Source organism: Thermosporothrix sp. COM3, assembly GCF_059696735.1.
On sequence record NZ_AP019376.1, the window covers coordinates 2419833 to 2442932 of the forward strand.

General features: G+C 51.4%; 21 protein-coding genes. 11 read left to right on the forward strand and 10 right to left on the reverse strand.

The window, feature by feature from the left end; genetic code table 11:
• Nucleotides 1-104 precede the first annotated feature (104 nt).
• From KTH_RS10430 to KTH_RS10450, 5 genes are all read left to right on the forward strand, one after another.
• Nucleotides 105-320, forward strand: coding sequence for a DUF8691 family protein (locus KTH_RS10430; RefSeq protein ID WP_497618389.1), 216 nt, complete (start codon nt 105-107; stop codon nt 318-320).
• A gap of 71 nt (nt 321-391) precedes the next feature.
• Nucleotides 392-763 (forward strand): glyoxalase superfamily protein, encoded by a 372-nt coding sequence (locus KTH_RS10435; protein ID WP_497618390.1) that lies wholly within the window; start codon nt 392-394, stop codon nt 761-763.
• Between the two features lie 89 nt (nt 764-852).
• A complete protein-coding gene (locus KTH_RS10440; RefSeq protein ID WP_111324443.1) occupies nt 853-1320 on the forward strand; it encodes a pyridoxamine 5'-phosphate oxidase family protein in 468 nt (155 codons plus the stop codon).
• A 169-nt stretch (nt 1321-1489) separates the two neighbouring features.
• Nucleotides 1490-1975 carry an iron chaperone gene (locus tag KTH_RS10445; protein ID WP_497618391.1) on the forward strand — a complete coding sequence of 162 codons (486 nt, stop codon included), beginning with the start codon at nt 1490-1492 and terminating at the stop codon, nt 1973-1975.
• A 450-nt stretch (nt 1976-2425) separates the two neighbouring features.
• Complete coding sequence (locus tag KTH_RS10450) at nt 2426-3088, forward strand: hypothetical protein (RefSeq protein ID WP_497618392.1); 663 nt, start codon at nt 2426-2428, stop codon at nt 3086-3088.
• A gap of 139 nt (nt 3089-3227) precedes the next feature.
• Here the strand turns inward: KTH_RS10450 and KTH_RS10455 are convergent, their stop codons facing one another.
• From KTH_RS10455 to KTH_RS10465, 3 genes are all read right to left on the reverse strand, one after another.
• A complete protein-coding gene (locus KTH_RS10455; RefSeq protein WP_497618393.1) occupies nt 3228-4316 on the reverse strand; it encodes a hypothetical protein in 1089 nt (362 codons plus the stop codon).
• A 216-nt stretch (nt 4317-4532) separates the two neighbouring features.
• A complete protein-coding gene (locus tag KTH_RS10460; protein WP_497618394.1) occupies nt 4533-4850 on the reverse strand; it encodes a PadR family transcriptional regulator in 318 nt (105 codons plus the stop codon).
• 508 nt (nt 4851-5358) lie between these two features.
• Complete coding sequence (locus tag KTH_RS10465) at nt 5359-6105, reverse strand: SDR family NAD(P)-dependent oxidoreductase (RefSeq protein WP_497618395.1); 747 nt, start codon at nt 6103-6105, stop codon at nt 5359-5361.
• A 142-nt stretch (nt 6106-6247) separates the two neighbouring features.
• Between KTH_RS10465 and KTH_RS10470 the strand changes: the two genes are divergently transcribed.
• A complete protein-coding gene (locus tag KTH_RS10470) occupies nt 6248-7117 on the forward strand; it encodes a helix-turn-helix transcriptional regulator (protein ID WP_497618396.1) in 870 nt (289 codons plus the stop codon).
• 228 nt (nt 7118-7345) lie between these two features.
• Here KTH_RS10470 and KTH_RS10475 read toward each other — a convergent pair whose 3' ends face one another.
• The 3 genes from KTH_RS10475 to KTH_RS10485 all read right to left on the reverse strand — a co-directional run bounded on the left by KTH_RS10475 (nt 7346) and on the right by KTH_RS10485 (nt 9613).
• A complete protein-coding gene (locus tag KTH_RS10475; protein WP_497618397.1) occupies nt 7346-7825 on the reverse strand; it encodes an Hsp20/alpha crystallin family protein in 480 nt (159 codons plus the stop codon).
• 146 nt (nt 7826-7971) lie between these two features.
• The gene (locus tag KTH_RS10480; RefSeq protein ID WP_497618398.1) at nt 7972-8205 is read right to left on the reverse strand and encodes a hypothetical protein; all 234 of its coding nucleotides are present in this window, start codon (nt 8203-8205) and stop codon (nt 7972-7974) included.
• A 76-nt stretch (nt 8206-8281) separates the two neighbouring features.
• Nucleotides 8282-9613 (reverse strand): erythromycin esterase family protein, encoded by a 1332-nt coding sequence (locus tag KTH_RS10485; RefSeq protein WP_497618399.1) that lies wholly within the window; start codon nt 9611-9613, stop codon nt 8282-8284.
• Between the two features lie 467 nt (nt 9614-10080).
• On the opposite strand from KTH_RS10485, the gene KTH_RS10490 reads away from it, so the two are divergent.
• Complete coding sequence (locus KTH_RS10490; protein WP_497618400.1) at nt 10081-10725, forward strand: DUF7002 family protein; 645 nt, start codon at nt 10081-10083, stop codon at nt 10723-10725.
• Nucleotides 10726-10813: 88 nt separating this feature from the next.
• Here KTH_RS10490 and KTH_RS10495 read toward each other — a convergent pair whose 3' ends face one another.
• Nucleotides 10814-12742: an endo-1,3-alpha-glucanase family glycosylhydrolase gene (locus KTH_RS10495; RefSeq protein ID WP_497618401.1), complete on the reverse strand. Its 1929-nt coding sequence runs from the start codon at nt 12740-12742 to the stop codon at nt 10814-10816.
• Nucleotides 12743-13209: 467 nt separating this feature from the next.
• Between KTH_RS10495 and KTH_RS10500 the strand changes: the two genes are divergently transcribed.
• Nucleotides 13210-14937 (forward strand): serine hydrolase, encoded by a 1728-nt coding sequence (locus KTH_RS10500; RefSeq protein WP_497618402.1) that lies wholly within the window; start codon nt 13210-13212, stop codon nt 14935-14937.
• Between the two features lie 466 nt (nt 14938-15403).
• Entirely contained in the window at nt 15404-16018 is a 615-nt protein-coding gene (locus KTH_RS10505) for a TetR/AcrR family transcriptional regulator (protein WP_111324435.1), read from the forward strand.
• Nucleotides 16019-16276: 258 nt separating this feature from the next.
• On the opposite strand, the gene KTH_RS10510 is transcribed toward KTH_RS10505, so the two are convergent.
• Nucleotides 16277-17065: a YwqG family protein gene (locus tag KTH_RS10510; RefSeq protein WP_497618403.1), complete on the reverse strand. Its 789-nt coding sequence runs from the start codon at nt 17063-17065 to the stop codon at nt 16277-16279.
• Nucleotides 17066-17388: 323 nt separating this feature from the next.
• Between KTH_RS10510 and KTH_RS10515 the strand changes: the two genes are divergently transcribed.
• Both KTH_RS10515 and KTH_RS10520 read left to right on the forward strand, forming a co-directional pair.
• On the forward strand, nt 17389-18321 hold the full coding sequence (locus KTH_RS10515) for an LLM class F420-dependent oxidoreductase (protein ID WP_497618404.1): 933 nt from the start codon (nt 17389-17391) through the stop codon (nt 18319-18321).
• Nucleotides 18322-18967: 646 nt separating this feature from the next.
• A complete protein-coding gene (locus KTH_RS10520) occupies nt 18968-20062 on the forward strand; it encodes a DmpA family aminopeptidase (protein WP_497618405.1) in 1095 nt (364 codons plus the stop codon).
• A gap of 331 nt (nt 20063-20393) precedes the next feature.
• On the opposite strand, the gene KTH_RS10525 is transcribed toward KTH_RS10520, so the two are convergent.
• Nucleotides 20394-21539 carry an RNA-guided endonuclease InsQ/TnpB family protein gene (locus tag KTH_RS10525; protein WP_497618406.1) on the reverse strand — a complete coding sequence of 382 codons (1146 nt, stop codon included), beginning with the start codon at nt 21537-21539 and terminating at the stop codon, nt 20394-20396.
• Nucleotides 21540-21722: 183 nt separating this feature from the next.
• Nucleotides 21723-22607: a CPBP family intramembrane glutamic endopeptidase gene (locus tag KTH_RS10530; RefSeq protein ID WP_497618407.1), complete on the reverse strand. Its 885-nt coding sequence runs from the start codon at nt 22605-22607 to the stop codon at nt 21723-21725.
• Between the last annotated feature and the right edge of the window lie 493 nt (nt 22608-23100).

A 23100-nucleotide genomic window follows, 5' to 3' on the forward strand; every position in this document is an offset into this window, starting at 1 on the left:
TTATACCAGCGGGAAGGAAAACACGGTGATCCAAGATCCTCCGTTGTTCGCCTTTCTGAACACAACTTGAAGGCCGTGAAACGCGCAGAATGTGGAGGAGACAGATGTACTACGTGATACGAGTTCAGGGACACCTGGACCCAGCCTGGCAAGACCGCTTTGGCGGACTTTGCATCGAGCAACAGGAGACCGGGACAACGCTCCTCTCAGGGACGCTGCCAGATCAGGCCGCGCTGCATGGAGTGCTCCTCCAGATCGTCCGTCTCGGTCTGACGCTGCTCTCCCTTGAAACGAGCACAGCCCAGACAAAGGACGCTTGAGCAGGTGAAGCATGCCTTACTCTCACACGAAGAAAACACTGTTTAACGGCAAATGAAAGGAAGATTCGATCATGGCTAATGAAAAAATACAGATGGTGATGATGGCAGTTACCGATATGGCAAAGGCCAAAACCTTTTACGCGGAGCAATTGGGATTTGAGGTCACTACGGACTACGGACAAGGAGAACAGCACTGGGTCACACTTGCGTTCCCGGGAGGGGGTGCCTCGCTGACACTCTCGACATTGCATGGAAATATGCGTCCTGGTACAATGCGGCTCTACCTGGCGACGTCCGATGTTGAAGCGACCCACAACGAGCTCAAAGCAAAGGGCGTCAAGGTCAACGACGTGAAGGACGATCTGTATGGTCCGGGGTCTGGCGTCAAATGGTTTGACCTGCGGGATCCCGATGGTAACGTGTGGCAGGTAGTCCAGGCCTAGTCACTGCGAGGTGCAGTGCAGATGCGCCTCGCATGCTTCAGTATCGCGCCGATTGATGCTATGTTAAACAGAAAAATCAGGAGTATAGTATGAATCAGTCCTGGCAAGATTTTGCGCTCGCTGAACCAGAACTCTCCGCCTTTGGCGAGGCTCGCTTGAAAAGTGGCCCAGCCTATCTGGCAACTGTCCGTGCGAACGGAATGCCCCGCGTTCATCCCGTGACGCCAATTATAGGCGAGGGGCATCTGCTCCTGTTTATGGAACCAACATCTCCGAAAGGCCATGATTTACAGCGAGGTTCCGGCTACATGTTGCATTGTTGGGTAAGCAGCAATGATGGTGGTGAAGGAGAGTTTTGCCTGACAGGACATGCATTTTTAACTGATGATCCGGCGATGCGGGAACTTGCTGCGACATATGGGTATCAGCCGCAGGATCATTACATCTTATTCGAGCTGACTGTAGAAAGCGCGTTTTCAACGATCTACTCCGATACCGGAGAGCCAATACGGAAAAGCTGGAAGGGGCAAAAAAAGCCCTTGAGTATCACCGGGTGACAATGAGAAGCGCCGAATGCAGGTCACATCCCTGGTAAGCCCGTCACCCTTGAAGAAACGCCTCCAAAAGCTTCACGGCCATATGAGGCAACATACAACGAGAAGAGGATAAGTTCGCCACCGCGCTATGGCACGGTTTTCACCCCAGATCAATTAGAAGGAGATTGAGATGAGCAAAACAGAAAAGATGAACACACAGGAGTCCGCTGAGAATACTACCGTGAGCAACAAGAAGTCTAAGGGCTTCACAGAGGAAGAACGAGCCGCGATGAAGGAGCGCGCCAAAGAGCAGAAAGCAGAGGCACGCGCCAACAAGAATAAGGCGGAAGGGGAAAGCGACGTGCTCGCTAAGATTGCCGAGATGCCGGAACCAGATCGTGTCATGGCCACGCGGCTCCATGAGATCATCAAAGCCAATGCGCCAGAGCTCTCACCGAAAACCTGGTATGGGATGCCCGCATATGCCAGAGATGGTAAGGTCGTTTGCTTCTTCCAGCCCGCAAGCAAGTTCAAGACAAGGTACGCGACACTCGGCTTCAACGACATAGCCCATCTCGACGAAGGCGCTATGTGGCCGGTCGCCTTCGCGCTCAAGGAGTTGACCGCCGCCGAAGAGGAGAGGATCAGTGAGCTTGTGAAGAAAGCGGAGAGCTAAGGGCGAGGCTTGCAACGAAGCCCGCGCGAGGGTCTTCTGTTGCTCCAAGCATGCTAACCACGCCGGGGAGGCGAGAGCCCAGGTTGCTCGCCTGTGGAGGGGAGGGATCCATATCTCTCCCCTCCGTTTCTTTAACTGACTGCATAGTGGGAAAGCTCTCTCACTCCCCAGGTTCTATCAGTTTCCTTGCTGGCTCTGCTTCTGCTGCGGTAAAAACAAGCATCTGCGAAATCGGGGGAGTCAGCGACCTGAAAGGAGCAGGTAAAGAGCGACACAAAAGGAAAAGACGTTATCAAGAGCGTAAGTGCCAATTCACTGAAAGGGGAAATGTGATCTGAGTCAAGAGATTTCACGCTTCGATAGCTAGAAAATCCACTCTCCATCAGGTATACTTCACCTGAGAAGGAGTTATTGAGTTCCCTCAGGGAAAGACCGATAGGCAGGAACAGGATGACACGTCCCTCTCATACATTTGGCCTCTCACCACAACGGCTACAACACATTCGCTGGATCGGTGGCGGAAGTGGAGCAGGCAAGTCAACTATCGCGCGGCGGCTTTCGGAGCAATATGGGGTTCGCCTCTACCACTGCGATGACATGCAGTCGGCACACACGGCCCGCTCAAACCCCATCGAGCACCCCATGCTTCATGCTTTCATCGCTATGACGATGGATGAGCGATGGGCCAAGCGAACACCAGAGGAGATGTTTCGCACCTTTCACGGCTTCCATGGAGAAGGGTTCAAACTCATTCTGGAAGATCTGCTAGACCTGCCAACCAATGTCCTCATCCTGGTCGAAGGGTACCAGCTTCTGCCTCGCCTCGTTGCTCCATTGTTAAGAGAACCCAATCAGGCTGTCTGGCTGCTTCCTACTTCAGAGTGGAGGCGTACTGCCTTCTGTCGACGCGGCTCATTATGGAGCATTGCGGGACAAACAAGCGACCCACAAACAGCCTTAACTCATCTGCTTGCTCGTGATGCACTTTATACAGAAGAGCTAAAAAAACAGGCCACGGCGTTGCAACTCCCTTGCATTCAGGTTGATGGCAGCATAAGTATTGAGGAGTTGACAACGCATGTTGCCCGCTGTCTTGGCCTCAAGCGGCAATGATACCACCATATGTACCCGATCACAACGTTGATTCTCCTTATAAACGCGCTACAATTCAAATAATATAATACAGTTCTGCTGCATATCAAAACCAAAAACAGGGAGTTCCGCACGGGTAGCAGTGGCCCACCCCTCATCTTTAGCGCTGAAGCTGTTCCTGGACTCCAGGTTGTCCAGCGTGTATCTCTTTCTTTCGGCTGAAGTAGGCCAGATAGCCACGAAACAGTGTGACCAGCATGATACACAGAAACAGGAGCATTGCCAGTGAGAAGCTGACAGTCAGCGGCAAAACCCCCATAAACCGATGCAGCGCATCGATAGACTGGGGATAATAAGGTGTACTGAAAGCGGTCTTCCATGTGCCAAGCAACAGAAGGAAAGGCAATGGAGCCAGTAGCGCAAACAGCACGCTCCCGGTGATCAGCATTAGCTTCAGATTCTTCCTATTCGGTTGTGCTTTCCCCAGAGCCAGCACCATGTATGGATAGACGCTGGTATACAGAGCGTTGCCTATCAACGTAGAGAAATCAAGCGATGAATGATACACCTGTCTGGCACCGAATTGAATTGCCATGACCGCCACAAAAAAGATCGCAGCAAAGAGCAATAGCCTTCTCTGCCTGATCGTGACACTATCCACAATGCCAAATACAAGCAGCAGCACATTGCAGAAAAGATATTCCAGTCCCCAGAGCATGGGGAGTCCGGAAATAAGAGGAACTCCGATGGAGCGCAACGAGAACAACAGCCCGATTGTCACCAGGAATGGCAGCAACACACCGCCCAGAAGAATAAAAAAGCGGCGTCTCTTTCGTTCGACCCACGCACGCTTCATTGTTCTTGCCATGAAGAAAAAGGTGATGCAGGGAAGAAACAAAAGGGTTACAACCTGAACCAGCTTTGAGGTCACAGAAACAGTTTCATAGATAGGAAGTTCCATCGTGAGCGAGATCGGGTTCATCAAACTCTGCCAGGTACCCAACACGACCGAGTACAGGATAAAAGAACTGATGAATACCAGCACAGACATACTGAGACTGCCGCCAGGGAAAAGACTGCGCTCGCTCTTATAATGGGGATCAAAGCGGGCATCAAGTGCACCGAGAAACAAATCAAAGCAGGTAATAGGCGTCACATGATGTTGTTTGAGTAGCTCAATCATCTCTTCTTCATAGCGCTCACGCCAGCGTCGCGGATAAAGCCGCAAGAGCAGATACGGAATTTTCATAAAGCCCCCTTGAAATCACTCATTTTTCTCTATGCTCAAACTTCTCCATAGCAGAACATATTACCTGCCATTTGCCTTTTTCATTTTTACTCTATATAGAAGATGCGTCACAGGCTATCACCCTAAAGTTCATACCGTCCTGAAAAACAGTTCATACTTACAAGTAGAACCGAAGCCTTCTGTACACCTGATCGAGTCTAGACAAGAAAATGCCCGTTAGGTCGTAGCCAGCCGCTGCTTACCCGTAGTCAGGATCCGCTCCATTGTGGCAAGCTGTTCCCGCAGCGCGACCATGCCAGCCCCGGTGATACGATACGGGCGGCGACGGTCTTCCGCTTCCAGCGCCTCAATCCAGCCCTTGCGCTCAAGTCGTGTCAACGCTCCATAGAGTGTCCCCGGCTCAAGCCTGGTGCCACTAAAGGTCGCGATATCCTCAATCATTGCATAGCCGTGCTTGGGTCCACTGGCAAGGCTGGACAGGATCAACAGGGCAGGATCTGAGTAGCGCCCCAACTCGTCGAGATGTCTTGGCATACAACCCCCTTTCTCTTTTTTAGTCATTATTCAGTAACAATTAGTAAGTATAACTGAATAATAACAGAAAACGGAACGAGAATCAAGGGCATATAGAAAAAGAGAAGCACAAAAGAAAGAGAAGGATTCCGAACTCATGGCCAACAGATGCTGATCTATCACCCCTGAGGTGAGCAGTCCTTCTCAAGGATGCCCGCAAGCCTGAGTGGTAGAAAAGCGCATCGTCGTTGATTTTTTACGGTCGCCAGTGTGCAGTGAAATAGCCGCCTGATCTATACTGTGCCGTATTTTATGTCGAGGGAGGAGCATTCAAGAAAGTGAGGAAAGTGGAAGCAACTGTCACCTCCTTGTTTGTCCGGTAGCTGATGGCTTAGCGATACGAATAGTGCTTGCAGAGAGAAAGCAGCTAAAAGAGAAGGGATAAAAGCAGAAAGACCTTTCCTTGCTGCCCACTTCTTGTTGAAATGGAACAGCAGGGAAAGGGCAGCGAAGGATATCCTGGGCGCAGTTATTGTAAGCTCGCGCCTAACTTGACTCCGCCATCCACCGTAATGATTTGTCCAGTGATCCATCTGACGCTCGGGTCTGCTACCGCGGCAATCCAGCGAGCAACTTCCTCCGGTGTGCCACGTTTATGCAAGGGAACCGCTGTATACTCCTCTTGCTGGACACTCTGGGCAAATGCCTCTAATGCCGGTGTATCAGTTGGGCCAGGCGCAATCGCATTGACACGGATACCGAGCGGAGCAAGTTCCACTGCCCAACAGCGCGTCAGGTGCTCAAGAGCTGCCTTACTGGCCGCATAATAGGTCTCTGGAACCACAGCAACCTGACCCGAAATACTGGAAATGTTGACAATAGAGCCTTTCGTTTCGCTCAGTGCGGGCAGTGCCGCTTTGCTGAGCCAGGTCGGACCAAAGACATTGGTTTGGAACAAGGCATACATCAATTCAGTCTTGACGCTTGCGAGAGGAGTCAGCGCAATAGCCGCTGCATTATTCACAACTACATCAATACGTCCCCATAGTTCAAGGGCTCGTGTCACTACAGCTTTAGCCATCTCCTCCTGAGAGATATCAGCAACCATCCAGGAGATACGTTCGTGATCTGCTGCCGCCGCTTTCAGGGCCTCCTCGCGTCTTCCCGTGATCAGGACATTTCCCCCCGCTTGCGCAAAATACCGGGCTGATGCTTTTCCGATTCCTGAGCTTCCTCCCGTGATGATGATCACCTTCCCATGAAAATTCTGTTGCATACTATTTTCCTTTCTCTCTATAAGTCGATTGAGCTGATGTGCTCTCTGTTTTTGAGTATATCTATATGGAAAGTTGAGTACCAACTAGCATTTATGGTAGCATTCTCAGTGCTAGCATTCGGACAGGGAAAGAAGGAAAACGATGCAACAATGTAGTGAGAAACAACGGAGAAAAGAACTGGGGGAGTTCCTCAGAACGCGACGAGCACGCCTTTCTCCCGAACAGATCGGGCTGCCGCCTGGACTCCATCGGCGAACTCCGGGGCTCAAGCGTGAAGAGGTTGCCATCATGGCAGGGATCAGCACAACATGGTATACCGCTCTAGAGCAGGGGCGAGACATTCATGTGTCAAGCAGCATACTCTCCAGTCTGGCCAACGTCCTCCAGCTCACTGAAGATGAACGGGCGCATCTTTTTACGCTTGCTCATCAACCCGCACCCGATCTGCAGAGTATGCGGCCAGAAGAGCCGGTACAACACATCTATCATCACATACTTGATGAGCTGAATGCTGTGCCTGCGCTGCTCACCGGACGTACTTATGATATCCTGGGCTGGAACAATGCCGCCAGGATGGTCTTTGGAGATTTTGGCAAACTTCCCAAAAGTGAGCGCAATCTACTGTGGTTGTTATTTACAAAGACTCCTTTGAGCGAGCAGATCACCCTCTTTGTCGAAAGGGAACACTATGCTCAAGAGATCCTGGAGGTCTTTCGGGGCCGGGTGAATCGCAGTTTGGACACTCCTGAGATCTCAACATTTATCAAACGCCTCCAACACGCCAGTCCGGTTTTTCGCAAGCTCTGGGCTCAACACAATGTGCGCGCTACCTGTACAGGCAAAAAACATCTCAGGCATCCTATACTTGGCGACCTGACTTTTGAGACGGCCACATTTCAAGTCCTTGAGCATTCTACTGTCCGCTGTCATGTATTTTCAGGTGATGAAGAAACAACCAGGAAGCTTCATCAGTTCTTTAAAAGGCATAATTTGACGGCAAACAACGTTTGAGAAAGAGATGATGGCGCCGCAGCCACACTGTGTAAAAGCACTGAACCGTCTGATCCAGCCCAACATCTTGCAATGCCTGTAGCGTAGTGACGCTTCCGAGGATACAATGGGAGATCACGCCAAAAAAAGAAAGGGGCCTGCTTCTCTTGCAAGCCCCTGCGGCACCATATCAACAGTGTTTGTTGGCCGCCCTGTGTCGAGGTTGAAATAACGGCCCTCTGGGCTGGCTCAGCGAGGTGTGCTCGCCGCCAGCTCTTTGGGCTGCTGCGCCTTGATGCTGATCCGTTTGGGTCGAGCCGCCTCATTGATCGGCGCATACACCTTCAGCATGCCATTCTCGTAGCTCGTCTCGATGTGCTCGGTATCCAGCGCCTTCTCAAAGGTGATCGAGCGCGTGAACTCGCCGGAGCCGAACTCCTGAAGCAGCCAGTTCACCTGCTTCCCCTCTTCCACAACCGGCGCATACTTGCCCTTGAGGGTCAGCGTGTTCTCCTTCACCGTCAGCTCGATATCCTCCGCTTTGACACCCGGCAGCAGCGCCTGAACCTCATAGCCCTGCTCGGTCTCAAGCACGTTCACCGGGATCTGATTGACGGCTTCCGTGAACAGGCCTGACGGATGTACAAAGCTCTGATCAAAGAGGCGATTCATCGCATCACGCAGCGTAAAGAGCTCATTGAATGGGTCATAGCGTTTCAGCATTGTCATAGACATCACCTCCTGCGAAGCATGACTCTATGCGACACTCTTGACCCGGAAGAGAGATCATCTTTACTCTTCTTTCCCTGACCCCTCTTCCTCTTTCCAATCTCTTACAACAGAGGATTTCTCTCTTTTATTCCCACCCGCAGCTTTCATTGCTCTTTCCGGCTGTGGGCCTCTTCCTCTTTCCATCTTTCTATAACAGAAGCTCCATCTGTTTTATTCCCACCCACAGCTTTCATTACTTTTTTCGGCTGTGATCCTCTTCCTCTTTCCATCTTTCTATAACAGAGAAGCCATTTCTGGTATTCCCATTCAACCGCCTCACCTCTCTTCATCGGCTTTCCATTACAATAAAACAGAAAGGAGCTTTCCTGTATTCTCACAACGGTTTTTCTCTTTTCCCGCTGCTGCCCCTTCTGAGCTATTCATTGAATACAGAATGCTCAGAAACTCGGGGTACTACTCTATATCTACGCTCTGCGCTAACCAGGGGAGCCCACCACGAACGTATGTCACCGTATCCAGGACAGCGAACCAGTCGAAATTAGAGAAGCTTTGGGCACTCAGTGGTTCTATATACGACCCATTCTTTTTGCTGCCAGAGCGAACGGGAAGAGCAGCAATCTCCTCTGCAGGCAGCCCCTGCCCGCCATGCGTGGGAATGAACCGCGCAGGTCCCGGAACAGCAGTCAGCAGCGCCTCAAGCGTGCCTGCTTCTGGCTGGCCGATTCCATGAACTGGCGATTCACCCACAGCGGAACCGATGACGGCATAGCGCGAACCAAACATCTCTTGAAGATGAGCCCCAACGGGACACCATGTCACGGTTTCGTTCCCCCATTGCCATATTGTCTGTTCTCGATTCAAATGGCTGTTATGAGCGAAGATGAATACTTTGCCTCGGCCCTGTTCACGAGAAATGATATACTCCAGATTATCCGCCATCATTCCAGCACGGATATGCAGTAGCCTGATCATGCGTTTGTCAGACGCTCGTGCTAGCTCTGCATGATAGTTCAATAACTGCCGCGCCTCCACCGCGAATTGCATAGCCTCCAGGTAGCGGCTTTTGTCGCTCTTTGCCACCAACTCGGGACGGCGAAAATGTAGCTCTGAAATGAGTTCCTCTACCTCAATGCGTAACGCCCTTGCCTCTGCAGACTGGCCTACGGCCTTCGTTGGATCGAGTGCGGCATCTGGATTTTCCCAGGCGGCATCTTGACCAAGCAGTGGTTCAATGCGGTTACGATATTCCTGACCGCGAACCCGATCAATTGAGGTGAGGTAATCAAGTGCAACAGAGAGAATCTGACGTGGACTGGATGTGATAGGCGCATCAGTCGGACCATCGAAACCATAGAAATGGATTTTCACAGGATGTGCTGGATCAGCATTGTATTGGCGCATCCACTCGATGAGTTCTCGATTCGCTTCGAACCGCTCAAAGCCGTGTTTCAGTCCAGCATCGCGTACTGCTTCATACGAATCTGGCCCGCGCCCAAGCACATATTCATTGACAATGTCTCCCTTATGGAAATTGCTCTCGATGGCGATAGCGCTATAGCCGTGGCGCTCTACAAGGCACTGGAAGAGTTGATTGCGAAGAAGAAGGAGCTCCTCCCCTCCATGAAGTGCCTCTCCAAAGCCGAGCAATTCTACGGAACTCCCAAGTGAAGCAATCAGCTTATCAACCGCAGCATTGAAGATGGTCGGAGAAGCAAGCGAGAATGGAACTGCCTCCTGCGCAATCCAATCGTGCAGTGTCGCATATCTGACTGTTGAGTGAATCATGTATCTCTCCTCTGTAGTTTTCTGAGGAGCATTCCCTTCTGCTCCTCATCTCTGCCCCGTTCTCGCACGCTCTACAAGAACAGGGTAAACAAGATGGATTTCGTATGGAAGGTGCATGCATGCGTCTCCGATCCATGCTGGCCAGGCATTTTCTGGATCACATCCCTACTGTACAACACAGATGCAACATTTGAGGGTGAAAAGAGTAAAAACAGGGTGGCAGGACGTAAAAAAGAGGCTAACAGGCTCAATTATACCTGATCCATCTGATAGCGCCACACCGAAAAAGTCTCCAGTATCGTGATGAGAGTTTTAGATGATCCCTTATACAGCCCTATTAAGGCAGCATAGAATGAGGGTTTTCAGCCAGACGAAACGGGGAATAAAGATTGCTTTTTCTCATACCTGCTCTTATACTATCCATTACCTTGCGAGAGCGAGGAAAAAGAGCATACGGAAACGGTGAAATGAAACAGCTCACTCGTGCGTACCATCTGGCAGAAGCCGCAAATTGGCCGATGATTCAGCGAGATGGCCTGCTGAGCGCCAGCGCACTCTTCGACACTGCCGAAATCTCTGGCATTGAGCGGGAGCAATTGGAGCGACAACAGCGCCTGACACATACCAGACTGCCAAACGGCGTACAGATTCGAGATCAACGGCCAATGCCACCAAAGGCCCTGGCCGCTTGTTTAGTCGGTATGTCGCCCTCCGAGTGGTATGAGTTGATTAATAGTCGAGTCTTCTTCTGGCTCGATCCCGCGCGGCTCAATCGGCAACGAACTGCGTGTGAGCCACGTCCCCAGGTAGTAGTAACGGTGGATGTAGAGAAGCTAGCAACCGCATACATAGAGCATATTGCATTGACCCCTATCAACACCGGGAACGCCCGCCGTCTCCCGGCCAAACGTGGAGCAGCCAGTTTCGTTCCCTATACAGCATGGCTCGCCTCCGGGTGGGCCAGTGAAGCCGCGGCATTGGACACGCGTGTGCGCCCCCACTCGCATCAGCCCGTAGAATTGACTGTAGCCAGATCCATTCCTGATGTGATGCAGTTTGTGATAGGTGTTCAGGAACTGACGCCCGGTCAATTGTTCACGCCGTCACGCTAAACTGGCGACCACTTCTGCTTGCTTCATCGGGCACTGGAAGCCGTTAGCGCAAAGGCCAATAGGCTTCCAGGCAGGGTAGGAGACACGGTTAGACTACCTGAAGGTACCAGCGTTGATTCGGGCCTCCATTGTAGCCATACTGAATGATACTGGCACCGGCATCGGGAGAAGCGCGGCGCACATCGATGACAAAACCGGAAAGCTTGTTCATGATTGCACAGGAGCCATCACCAAGCGCGACAAGTTGCCAGAGCTGGCTTTGAGATGATGTCGCTGGACTGGACTGGACCACAGCAGAGCCCTGAGAGGTAGGCGCGTCGCTCTGAATATCAAGGACCAACCCGCTCGCTTTGTTACGGATCTGATAGTAGCCGTCAGGGCCGGGAACCAGAAGCCACTGTTGGGAGGAAGAAGAACTACTCACCTGCTGCACAAGCCCCGTATTGGCAGTACCATTGCCCCCATCAAGAACCTTGCCGCTATTGAGACTGACAAGCTGGAAATAGCGGCGCGTCATAATTGGAGCGCGTGAGCTGCCTCCGCTATGATACATAAGATCCTGATAGACAATGCTCTCCTGAATCGGGAAATTACTCGGTTGAGAGATCACGGCTGTATTGTTGCGCAGCAGACGGAAGACAGGTTTACCGGCGACGAGAGGGATATTGAAGACAGTCATGCCGGTATTTGCCTGTTGCTGATAGGCTTTACCGGCAACGTTGATTTCCAGTGTGCCTGCTTCCTTGAGGAAACCGACAACCTCAATTTTATCAACTGCCGGATCACTGACGGAACGGATCTTCATTACACTCGTTTGCTTTGTCGTATCGGGCTGCGCGTTCGAGAACTGCGTGCGATGGAAATAGTAGAGCACATCGCGTGTGATCGTTGGCTGCACACCCGTTTTGAACCAGGTGACGTAGTAGGCGGTGAGATCATAGAATGCATACTGAGTCTCGACCGAAGGTGAGAAGTGGGTTGATTCAGAATAGTCGTTCCAGGTAAAGAGCACAGCCCAATCCGCATTGTTCTGGAGTGCAGAGGTCCAGGAGTTGCGAAGAAGCTGGCTATTCGCTGTCTCCCAGTAGTTGCTATCTTTGGGGCGAGAATCCTGAGTTGCAATCGGAGCGACCCAGATATTCTTATTCGTATGGGCCAGAGTCGCATTATTCGCGTAGACAGGCATACTGCCAGCTTTACGCATGCCTGCCGTTGAAACGCCATAGGTTGTGCCAAACCAGGACGTGAAACCGGAGATATTATCGGTCAAAAACATCGCGATCAGGGCGATATCAGCACCACCAGCCTGCACCAGGGTGCGCAATTGCTGCCACCAGCTCAGCGGCTTGCGCTCAGGATAAAATGGCTCGATCACAATACGGCCATCATCCAGGCGAAGCAGGGAGGGATGATCTTTGTGAGCCAGAATCACCTTCGCCATATTGTCAGGAGTGGCGTCGGAGGCGGTAGGAAGGTCAATGCTCAGACCGATACGAAAACCAGGATCAACGGCTTTAGCTGCATCCAGCATCATACCGACACGGTTCCAGCGTTGATCCACCAGATCATGATCAGGCATTTCATAGATAAAGCCATCCAGCCCGATGGAAATTGCACGCTGTACCTCCACTTGATAGTCTATCTGAAGCCAGTTTTTTTCCGACCGGGGAGCACGTCCAATGGGACGATCACGCAGGTAGCCACCAATTGCGCGATACTGCCCATTTTTCGCGTCGGGGTCCAGCCACGCAGCGTAGTAATCTTGCGATGGGACCGCGTTCTCAATAGAGATGGGAAAGGGAGGGAAGTAGTAGGCGAAGACCTTCTTTTTCGAGGCACGCAGTACGCTGGTTGAGGGCATATCAAACGGAAAGGGATTCACGGAAGCGGGAGCCGCGTGGGCCGATTGGGATCCTTCCGGACGGAACAGGTAAAGCCCGGCACCAGCAGCAAGGACGGTTCCCGCACACCCTGCTGAAAGGGCCAGCATCTTTCTGCGGCTAAAACGAAACGCCATAAAACAATTTCCTCCTGAAATTGTAGTTGTTCCAATGCTGATAGGAATACTCCTTCACAAGCAGCAACTTATGAACAGTATTGAGCGTTTTCTGCTTTCTAAACTGATCCTTGCCCCTCTTTCTAGCAGGAGTAGACTATCACCATTTTCACGAAAGGTAGAATGCGTGCAGTATAGCATAACGAGAAACAGATTTGACTATTTTTGCCCTCAATGGGTACTTAGTTACTACTTGTTCTACCTGCATTCATACACGTTTTTATGGATAAAATAGCAGGCAGAGCATCTCCCGAATCCAGCCTGCCCGCGATTGAATTTTTACTATTCCTTTGATTTTTCTTGCCAATTTCATTGACAATAATCCATTTTATATGATAAATTTTCTATATAAGCGCAGCAAATATCTCCATTCTATAAAAGAAACTCACTAAACTCTTCTATGAACAAAGAAAAAGGAAGCAACAAGCATGAATCAATCCGAGGCGAAAAAACCGTTAGCACATTTTGAAGATTTCGTACACTCCATTCTTCAGGATTGGAAGGTTCCGGGCGCCGCTGTCGCGATCATTCAGAATGACGAAATTCTTCTCTCACAGGGCTTCGGGCAACGCAATAGAGCTGAGGGGTTAGAGGTGACATCCGAGACACTTTTCCCCATCGGCTCCTGTACAAAAGCCTTCACAACAGCAGCAATGGCTCTTCTGGTAGACGAGGGCCGGTTAGACTGGGATACACCGGTCAAAGCATACCTCCCCTCCTTTAAGCTATATGACAACTTCGCCACCGAGCGACTGACGCCCCGCGATCTGGTATCGCACCGCTCCGGCCTGCCTCGCCATGACCTGATGTGGTACAACTCCACGCACACACGCAAAGAGTTGTTTGATCGTCTACAGTACCTCGAACCGAATAAGGATCTCCGCCAGCTCTGGCAGTATCAGAACCTGATGTATATGGTTGCCGGGTATCTGGTGGGAGAGCTGACCGGTCAGACCTGGGAAGAGTTCGTACAGAAGCGCATCTTCGAGCCTCTGGGCATGACACAAAGCTTTTTCTCGATTGAGCAAGCGAGAGAACAGGGCCAGTGTTCCCATCCTTATATTCATCTGAACGATGAAGTAAAGGAGATGGCCTTTTATGCGGCACAGGGAGCCATCGCGCCAGCCGGAGCGATTGTTTCGAGCATCAAGGACATGAGTCGGTGGATATCGCTCCAAACGAACGGGGGTAAAATCGGTGAAACCCAACTCATCTCTGAAGCTCAGATAGCACAGATGCACTCGCCACAAATGGTCATGCCAGAGACAAATAAATACGCCGAACTGACCAACTCAACCTATGGCATGGGCTGGTTCCTCCATACCTATCGGGGCCACAAAATGGTTGAACATGGCGGCAATATCGATGGCTTTAGCTCGCTTGTCACCATTTTGCCACAGAAAAATATTGGCATTGTCGTGCTTACTAACCTCCAGGTGAACCCGGTTCCCTCTATCCTGACATATAACATCATTGATCGCTTGCTTGGGCTGGAAGCAGTCCCCTGGAATGAGCGCTTCCGGAAGGAATTTGATGAGATGAAGGCGGCAGGAACAAAGGGGAAGGAAAAAAGCGAGGAAGACCGCGTTCAGGGAACATCACCATCACATCCCCTCGAAGCCTACACCGGCGACTTTGAGCATCCCGGTTATGGGACCATCTCGATCACGGAGAATGGGGGTCAGTTGAAGGTCATATTCAACTCGATGGAACTTCCGCTCAAGCACTACCATTACGACGTCTTCGATGCCACTGTTGAGAAATTCGACCTCACCATAAAAATGTCTTTCTTTACCAACACCCGCGGCGATATTGATACCCTCAGTGCGCCAATGGAATCAGCGGTTAAAGACATCGTCTTCAAGCGTGTGCCGAACAAACAGATGACAGAAAAGAGTTTCCTTGAGCCCTTCACCGGAATCTACGAGGTCATGGACATGCAAATGATTGTCGCCTTCAAGAGCGAACACACCTTGAGCGTCTCCATGCCAGGTCAGCCAGCCTTTGAACTCGTACCCTACAAGGGGACAGAATTTCAGGTCAAAGGGCTTTCGGGCTCCCGTATCGAGTTCAAAAGAGATGAGTCGGGAACAATCACGGAGGCAATCATCATTCAGCCTGGCGGTGCTATTACCGCGACAAAGAAGACAAAGTAGCGCCCGCAAAGCGGATGTTCTCAGTCTTATGGCAGCCAGAAATTAATACGTGGGCGCCAGGTGATGGCGTTTCACACAGATATTTCCAGGCAGCCTGAGAAGCGGTGTCACAGGCATGATATCGCTTCTCCTTCTTCCAGAATCTTCCTGCGCATGATCGTGCAGGACCGGAGGGAAGTGGGCTACTGGCAGGTGTCACTGCGGCCCTTGTCCCTCCTTCCGCCACAAAACGCTGAACTGCCTCCTCAGTGTCAAGGAAATCTGTTCTCCGGTGATATCGGCAACACCCGATATTAGGAGAAAGGTTGCTACAGCCGGTGAAAAGCCACAAGCGGCTTTCATCCATTCGCCCTGCTGATAAACGAAAAGCCAGCGGGTAGCTCTGGTGCTCACCTCTTGACAGCGGCCCCCTTTTCGAGTATCCTGAAAATAACCGAACGAACGTACACCCGAAAGAAGGAAGGCAATGCCCGAACAGACGCGCTCAGATAGCCGTGCCCTCATTTTGCACGTCGCCCTCCAATTGTTCAGTGCCAGAGGCTATGATAGTACTTCGATAGACGATATTCGTCAGGCAGCAGGCTTCAAGTCGAAAGCCAGCCTGTATACCCATTTTAAGAGCAAAGAAGAGGTCGCGATAGCCTTGATTCAACAGATCATGGCTGCACTGAATCAGACAATGTTTCGCGCATACCATGAGGCCAAACCAGAGCCACTTCACCAGCTCACGGCGATCGGGCGGGCTTTTATCTCCTGGGGGCTGCTCCATCCGCAGGAACATGCCTTCTGCTTCGTACGAGTACAACAGGATATACTCCTTCAAGGGAAAGCCAGTTTCTACGGTGCAGACATGCAAACGCCAGGGCGTACCCTTACCAGACTGATTACACAGCTACGCCAGACACAGCCGGTTCGGGCTATTGCTGATGCCGCGTTGCTCAGCATGTTTGTCGGGCTCATCAGCCGCGCTGTCATTGAACAGGAAGCCTTCGGGGACCTCACACACGAGCAGAAAGTACAGCAAATCCTTGAGGTTTGTTTCGCTATCCTGTTTGCGCAACCGGTCCCTATCCCGGACTGACTTTTTTGACGTGTACACTGTCCGAACGCCCGGATAGAAGAGAATCAGGAACTACAAGCGTATCAACCTCGTGAAATACCATCAAACTCCGTTCATGCTACAATAGCGAGTCGCACGAACAGAACGCTCTGTTGCCAGAGTACCCCTTCACAACATATTGAGCAGCCCGGAAAAGAAGTCGCATTTGTATAAGCACAATGGCATGCAGAGCAGCGAGTCAGGCGCGTACACGCGGAAAGAATGTCCTCAACAGCGTAGCTAGCAACATGCATCTTCACACCAGACGTGCGCAAAGTTGCACTCCCGCAAGTCCTTTTTAGGGATCAGAAAGTACGCAGTCCCTGCATCACCGAAGTTCAGACCGATCTTTGGGACGTAGTCAAGCTGAAGCAAGAGTACATGCTGCTTCAATTGCTCCTCATCTTCCATGAGATCAGACGGTTGAATGGGAGTCGGGATCCCCAGAGCTTGATGCAACGGTTCAGAAGTATAACGGTCAGTGATCTCATCACATTCCGCTGGTAGAGATTCATCCAGGAGATGGAACCCCCATGACCAGATAGGTTCAAAGTGGATTTTCGCCTGCTGATAGGTGTTCACACCTTCGCTCACTGCATAGGGTTGCAAGCGAGCGCTATCGCCCCGCCAGTAGATTACGCGTCCGCAATCTGTCAACACGACATCACCAGACTGAAAGCCAAGCCCGAAGAAATAGAGCATGCCATCTGACGGAAGCACCTCACGTGCGAACGCAAACGAGGCTAGATCTTGCAAGCGATACTGAGCCAGAAAGGTTAGCGGCGTTCCCCGGGGAACATCTCCATAATCCTCGATCAAGGTGGGATAGGAAAAATCAGGCGGGAGATCAGGCATACCTCCCACTTTGGAGCTACCGACAGGGAGCTGCTCGGCAAGCTCCAGATGAATCTTCAGTGCTGGCTGGCGCCTGGCTAACAAAGCATCTTTATATTGTTCAAGGCCACATGCTTCAATCTCCTGTACGATTTGCTGTAACTGGCGCTCTAACTCGGCTTCATAGGCTTCCATATCTCTCATCCTTGTGATTTCTTCTTCAAGTCGCCTGTCAATGCGACGGACACTATCCCCTTGTAGGGAATATATCCGGTTCGCTATGAAAAAACAAGGTGTACCCGAATCCAGACGGCATGGGGACACTGCTTCCAGATCGATTTCGGCGTTCTCACGTCATACCCTCTGCCTCGGGTCATATGCTATCGGCATTTGGGCAGCATACGTTATACTTGAAATGATACCAGTACAGCTTCTTTCAGACTGTTTGTAGCATCGGCTTGTCTATTTCCGCTCTCCACCCGGCCTCAGAAGAGCAAAGCACAAAAGGAGCAAGAAAGATGACTACCCGTTCCTTCCGTTTCGGTGTGATGATCCATCAGGCGCAATCAAAGGAAGAATTGCAAGAGAAGGCAAAACGCGCGGAACAACTGGGCTACAGCACGCTGCTGCTTCCAGATCATATAGGTGTACCATTGGCTCCCGTCCCGGCGCTGCTTGCCGCTGTTGAAGCAACCAGCACTCTGCGCGTCGGGAGCTACGTCTTTGACAATGACTTTCGGCATCCAGTAATGCTGGCAAAGGAAGCGGCAACACTCGATATCCTTTCCGGAGGACGCTTTGAATTCGGCATCGGGGCCGGTTGGCTGAAGAGCGAGTACGAGCAAATAGGATTATCTTTCGACGCAGGTGCGACACGTGTCGAGCGGCTGGAAGAGGCCGTTCAGATTATGAAAGCTCTGTTCACAGGAGAACCGGTAACATTTTCGGGCAACCATTATACGATCAAGGATCTCAGAGCGCCTCTCAAGCCGCTTCAAGAGCCGCAACTTCCGCTGTTGATCGGAGGCTCAGGGAAGCGCATTCTGTCACTTGCCGGACGTGAGGCATCTATTGCTGCTATTACAGCACGGGTCGTCCCTGACACCATCAAGCCAATCGTCTCGACAACTACCCCTGCGGCCACACAAAGAAAGATCGAGTGGATACGTCAGGCAGCAGGAGAGCGCTTCTCACAGATCGAATTACATCTTACAGTGCTTCTGACGCTCATCACGGATGATCGTGCCGGGACAGCACAGCAATTCGCACCCCTCGCGGGAATGACTGCGGAGCAAATTCTTGAAAGCCCGCACTGTTTGATGGGAACCGTCGAGCAGATAAGCGAGGAGGTGTACCGGCTTCGAGAACAGTATGGCTTCTCCTATCTGGGCATCTATGAGGAAAGCATGGAAGCGTTCGCACCGGTTATTGCTCGCCTATCAAACAAATAAGCCTGTGATGCCAAACTCCCTGCATGCTGCGACCAGTGGCAACGCCCCCCTTCGCTCATGTGTCCCTGATCCGCCCCTTGTTGTGGGCAGAACCTGCCCAATAAGGGCGAGTTATACCCTCTTTTGGTGATATACTCTTACTAGAGAAGGGTCATTGCAAAAGAGACGGGAGACTACTGCATGTGAAGTAGCTGAAAATGCCGTACTTCAGTTCATAAATAGCTCTTCCCAAATATTTCAGGGGAGGGATCGTTAAGCTGCATTGACCCCCTTGAATTCTGGCTGTAGTCAAAGCCTCGGGATACATTCCGAAGAGAGCTGCTACTGACCCTCTAAGGCTCTCTTCCAGACATATCAGCCATATGAATGTTCTCTATCCCTCTGCCTCCATTAGTTATAACTTTTGGTTATATTCAGATATACTTTTTTACATTTATTATTTCAATTATCTCTGTTCTGGAGCAGAATATCTTTACCATGTATTATTGCAAAGCGCCAGCAACATTACTAAAACAGGGCAAACGAGAGCCCACCCGCTCGCTTTGAAGCATTTTAAAGGATCTCCTGGCAGAGATAGAGGGTGTATGTATGATACCATAAGTATTGCTGGAGTTTCTATTGCAGATTAACGATGAAAGGACGAATCATGGTACGTATCCGCGATTTTGGGGTGCATCCTGGTTTATTGCGCCCGGGAACACTGAATGCCATCACTGATGTGGCGGGAGTAAAAGTCGGACATACAACGGTAAGGAAAGAGGTCAATGGTATTCCCTGGCGCACAGGGGTAACAGCCATCTGGCCCCATGCAGGTGACGCGCTTCAAGAGCGTATCTATGCAGGAATATTTGCGTTGAATGGTTTTGGTGAAGTGACGGGTCGCTCTGTGATTGAAGAGTGGGGTGTGTTGGCTGGTCCGATCATGTTGACAGGCACCAATCATGTGGGCGCAGTCCATCACTGGACAACGCAATATCTCTTTGAGCGCGGAGGCAGAGAGAAAGGGTTCACCGCCATTCTACCGGTAGTTGCGGAGTGTGACGATAGTTATCTTGATGGTTCTTTTGGTCAGGCTCTTGGACGTAACGAGGTCTATGCTGCACTGGATAAAGCTACAGGGGGTCCAGTTGCCGAAGGGTGTGTTGGGGCAGGGACCGGGATGCTCCTCTTCGACTTCAAGGGAGGGATCGGAACCGCCTCACGCATCATCGAAGGAGAGGACATACAATATACGGTCGGGGTGCTGGTGTTGACGAATTTTGGTATCAAAGAGCGGCTCTGTATTGATGGTATCCCGGTCGGACGGCTGCTACAAGAGCCTCCTGCACCTGAGATCACAGAGGGAAGCTGCATCGTCCTTGTGGCAACAGACGCCCCGCTCCATCCTTTGCAATGCAAACGGCTGGCAAAGCGAGCCGCGCTCGGTCTGGCACGAACTGGCTCCCTGGCAGGCGATACCAGCGGCGAGATCATTCTTGCGTTTTCAAACGGAAATCGTATTTCTGAAGCCGCTGCGGGAACAAAAACAAACATTCAGGTTCTCGTTGAGGGATACACAAACGCGAATACCTCCATACTGAACAATCTATTTAAGGGCGCGGTGGAGGCCACTGAAGAGGCGGTGTACAATGCATTAGTTGCAGCAGAAACAACAGATGGAAGAGACGGGCATGTGGTACATGCGATCTCACATCAACGTTTGCAAGAGCTACTGCAACGCGGATACACCCCTGCTTCATAACAAAACTGTCTGAGACAGGTATATTCCTCTCATAGCCTTATAGATGCCAGGAGCATGCTTGTCAGCGTTAGAGAAGCAGCCACACACGTTTCTACTTCTCAGCAAGCCCTGCCTCTAATGGCAACAACGTGGGATGAATCAAGCCTTTTCCGTTAGCGCGGCACCTGTAGCCTCCGAGCCACAAGCGTAGTCATCCAGGTAGCACCCGCCGAGCGATGGATGGCCCCGGCACATCATTATCTCTGTGCACATGAGACGCCCTTCATCTAAACGATTGAAACAATGGAGAACAGTTGACACTCCCCAGGCCAGAAGGGCGGGGATTCTTACTTCATCCAGCCTGCTTGCACGGCGCCGCAGTGCGACGACGCGTAGCGGCAGGCTGTCCAGAAGCGTTCGACGAGGCACCCTCGTCGGTTCCCGTCTGCCCGACGGTACCAGACAAGGCTTTCTGCAAGATATTCAAGGCGGCATTGTGATCTCGGTCGAGGAGCAGCCCACAGCCGGGACACAGATGGGTACGCACGCTCAAGCTCTTCTTGACCCGCTGTCCACAACGAGAACAGTCCTGACTGGTGGAGGCCGGTTCCCCCCCGATCACCGGAACACGATGCAGCGTGCCATCGTATTTCACCCACCAGAGGAAGCGATCCCACGCCGCATCAGCGATGCTCTTGGCCAGATGGCGGTTCTTGACGAGATGGCGGATCTGCAAGGCTTCATAGGCAATCACGTCGTGAGACGAGATGAGCGCGCTCGCCTGCTTTCTGGCGACATCCTCGCGCTGCCGTTGCACCTTGAGAGACGCTTTGCTAAGGGCTTGACGGGCTTTGCGCCGATTGCGACTGCGTTTCTGCGTCTTCGAGAGCCGACGATGCAGCCGCTTGAGCCGCCGTTCCGCTTTGCGGAGATCCTGAGGTGGAGCCACGGTGTTACCTTCGGAGTCAGTGAAGAAGGCACGCAGCCCCAGATCAATGCCCACCTGCTTGCCTGAGGGCTGATGCTCAACGCGTCGACTGGTTGCCACCGCAAACTGACAAGAATAGCCATCGGCCCGCCGGAGCTGTCGCACCCGCTTGATCTGTGAGAGGGGAAAGGCCATGCTGTCACGAGAGCCGATGAGGCGCAGCCGACCAATGCCACAGCCATCAGTGAAGCGAATGTGCACCTTATCAGGATCCAGCTTCCAGCCCGTCTGCTTGTCCTCGACACTGCGACAATCGTGCTGGAACTGAGGGTACCCCTTCTTGCCGGGTGTCTTGAGGCGACAATGCTCATAGAAGCGGGAGATGGCAGCCCACGCCCGGTCAGCGGCAGCTTGCCGGGCCTGCGAGTTGAGGGAGAGCGCAAAGGGGAACTGTCTGACTCTGGTGGCTTCCTGCGCCATCCATCCCTTTGGCTGAAGCCAGCGGCCTTCTGCCGCAATAGGTAAGCTCCTGTTTCCATAACCTGCCCTTAACCTGATTGTCTCACCCATCTGGCATCTCTTGAAGCAAAGAAATGGCAGAGGCGAGACGCTGTGTCTTCTCCACAAAAGAGCAGGTGAATATCTCTCTACCCGCAAAACCTTTAGTTAAGAAGGGGCTATTTTCCTCTCTCTTGATTCCTCAGGTTGCGTGTCGCGTCATTCTATGCCTGACAACGCCCATCTATCCCCATATCAAGAGTTTGATGGAGTCGGCTGTATGCGGCGTAACCAGCCCGGGATCAGCACACATCGGCGACGCACGACAAAAATCAGCAGCACCAGCGCCACAGCGCAGCCGATAAGCACGGTGACCAGTCCTGCTTCTGGCCCGAAGCTCCCTCCTGTCCATAGCGCTGGTCCAGAGGTAACAGAATGGAATAGAACCGGTGTGTTGTGACCTGAAACGGCAGTTCCAAAGATCGGGCCTTCAAAAAAATTCCAGGCCCAATGGAGCCCAAAGACACCCCATATATTACGTGTCAGCATATAGATACTGGCAGACACAATCCCTCCCGTGGCTGCAATAGCGAGAGCACCAATCAGTGTGGCATGAGGGGTTGTCAGGTGCGAGAGGCCGAAGATGAGAGCACTGAGAATGAGAGCTATCCAGGAACCAGCTACTTTTTCTAGCAGACGAAAAATCATCCCACGAAAGACAATTTCTTCTTGAAGCGCTGCGGCACAGAAGATCAAAAAGGCTGCCAGTAACGGCAGAGCAACCGCCGTAACCGATTCTACACCCGTCACTCGATACCAGCCTGCCAGTGCCAGGACGCCGATAATCGCTGTCATCATAACGCCTCCCAACCCAAAACCAAGCAAAAGATCGCGGAGTGCGGTACGCCCTGATAATCCAATCTCCGTCACAGACTGGCCTTCCAGAAACAAGCCTGCTACAAGAAACCAGCCAATGAGTAGCAAGGTAACCAGCCAGTTCGAGAGCAGGTTAGAATAGTAGGAATGTGGCAAGAGAGAAAACAATGGGGAGAGTAACAGAAGTATCACCAGAAATCCCGCAACTTCTAGAAGCAGTTGAATAAGGGGGAAAGAGAAGAGGCGGCGGATAAAATTACTCAATATCTTTCTCCTATCTGTAGCATATCATGCAGGGATATATGGCCTTTGCTTCACGGAGATCCAGTACAGGTTTCAAGGCATTCTTCTGCTTTGAACGTATGCGCTACGACTTTTTCTCAGCTCACAATAAAAGGAAACTCGCTCACAGCATTTAGTATACAACATTTCCCATATTCCTCATCTACTTACAAAAAATAATTTTCATTTTTATTCACTCATAACGAACATTCTACATAGTAAAAATATTTTTCTCTCCGAATGTTCATCTTATTCTAGAAGAAGAACTATTCGCTTTTCTATTTATGTGCCTTTCCCTCTCTCGCATCCGATCAACTACCGTTATAGCAGACTGGAAACAGACATCAGAATGTTGCAAGAACTATCTGCCGGTCAGCATTTTGGATTCCTCTACTCTGTTCTGGCATTCTACTTGTAGAAGTAGGATATGCTATAACTTTTCTATTATACTATATATTTTCTATATATGTTACAT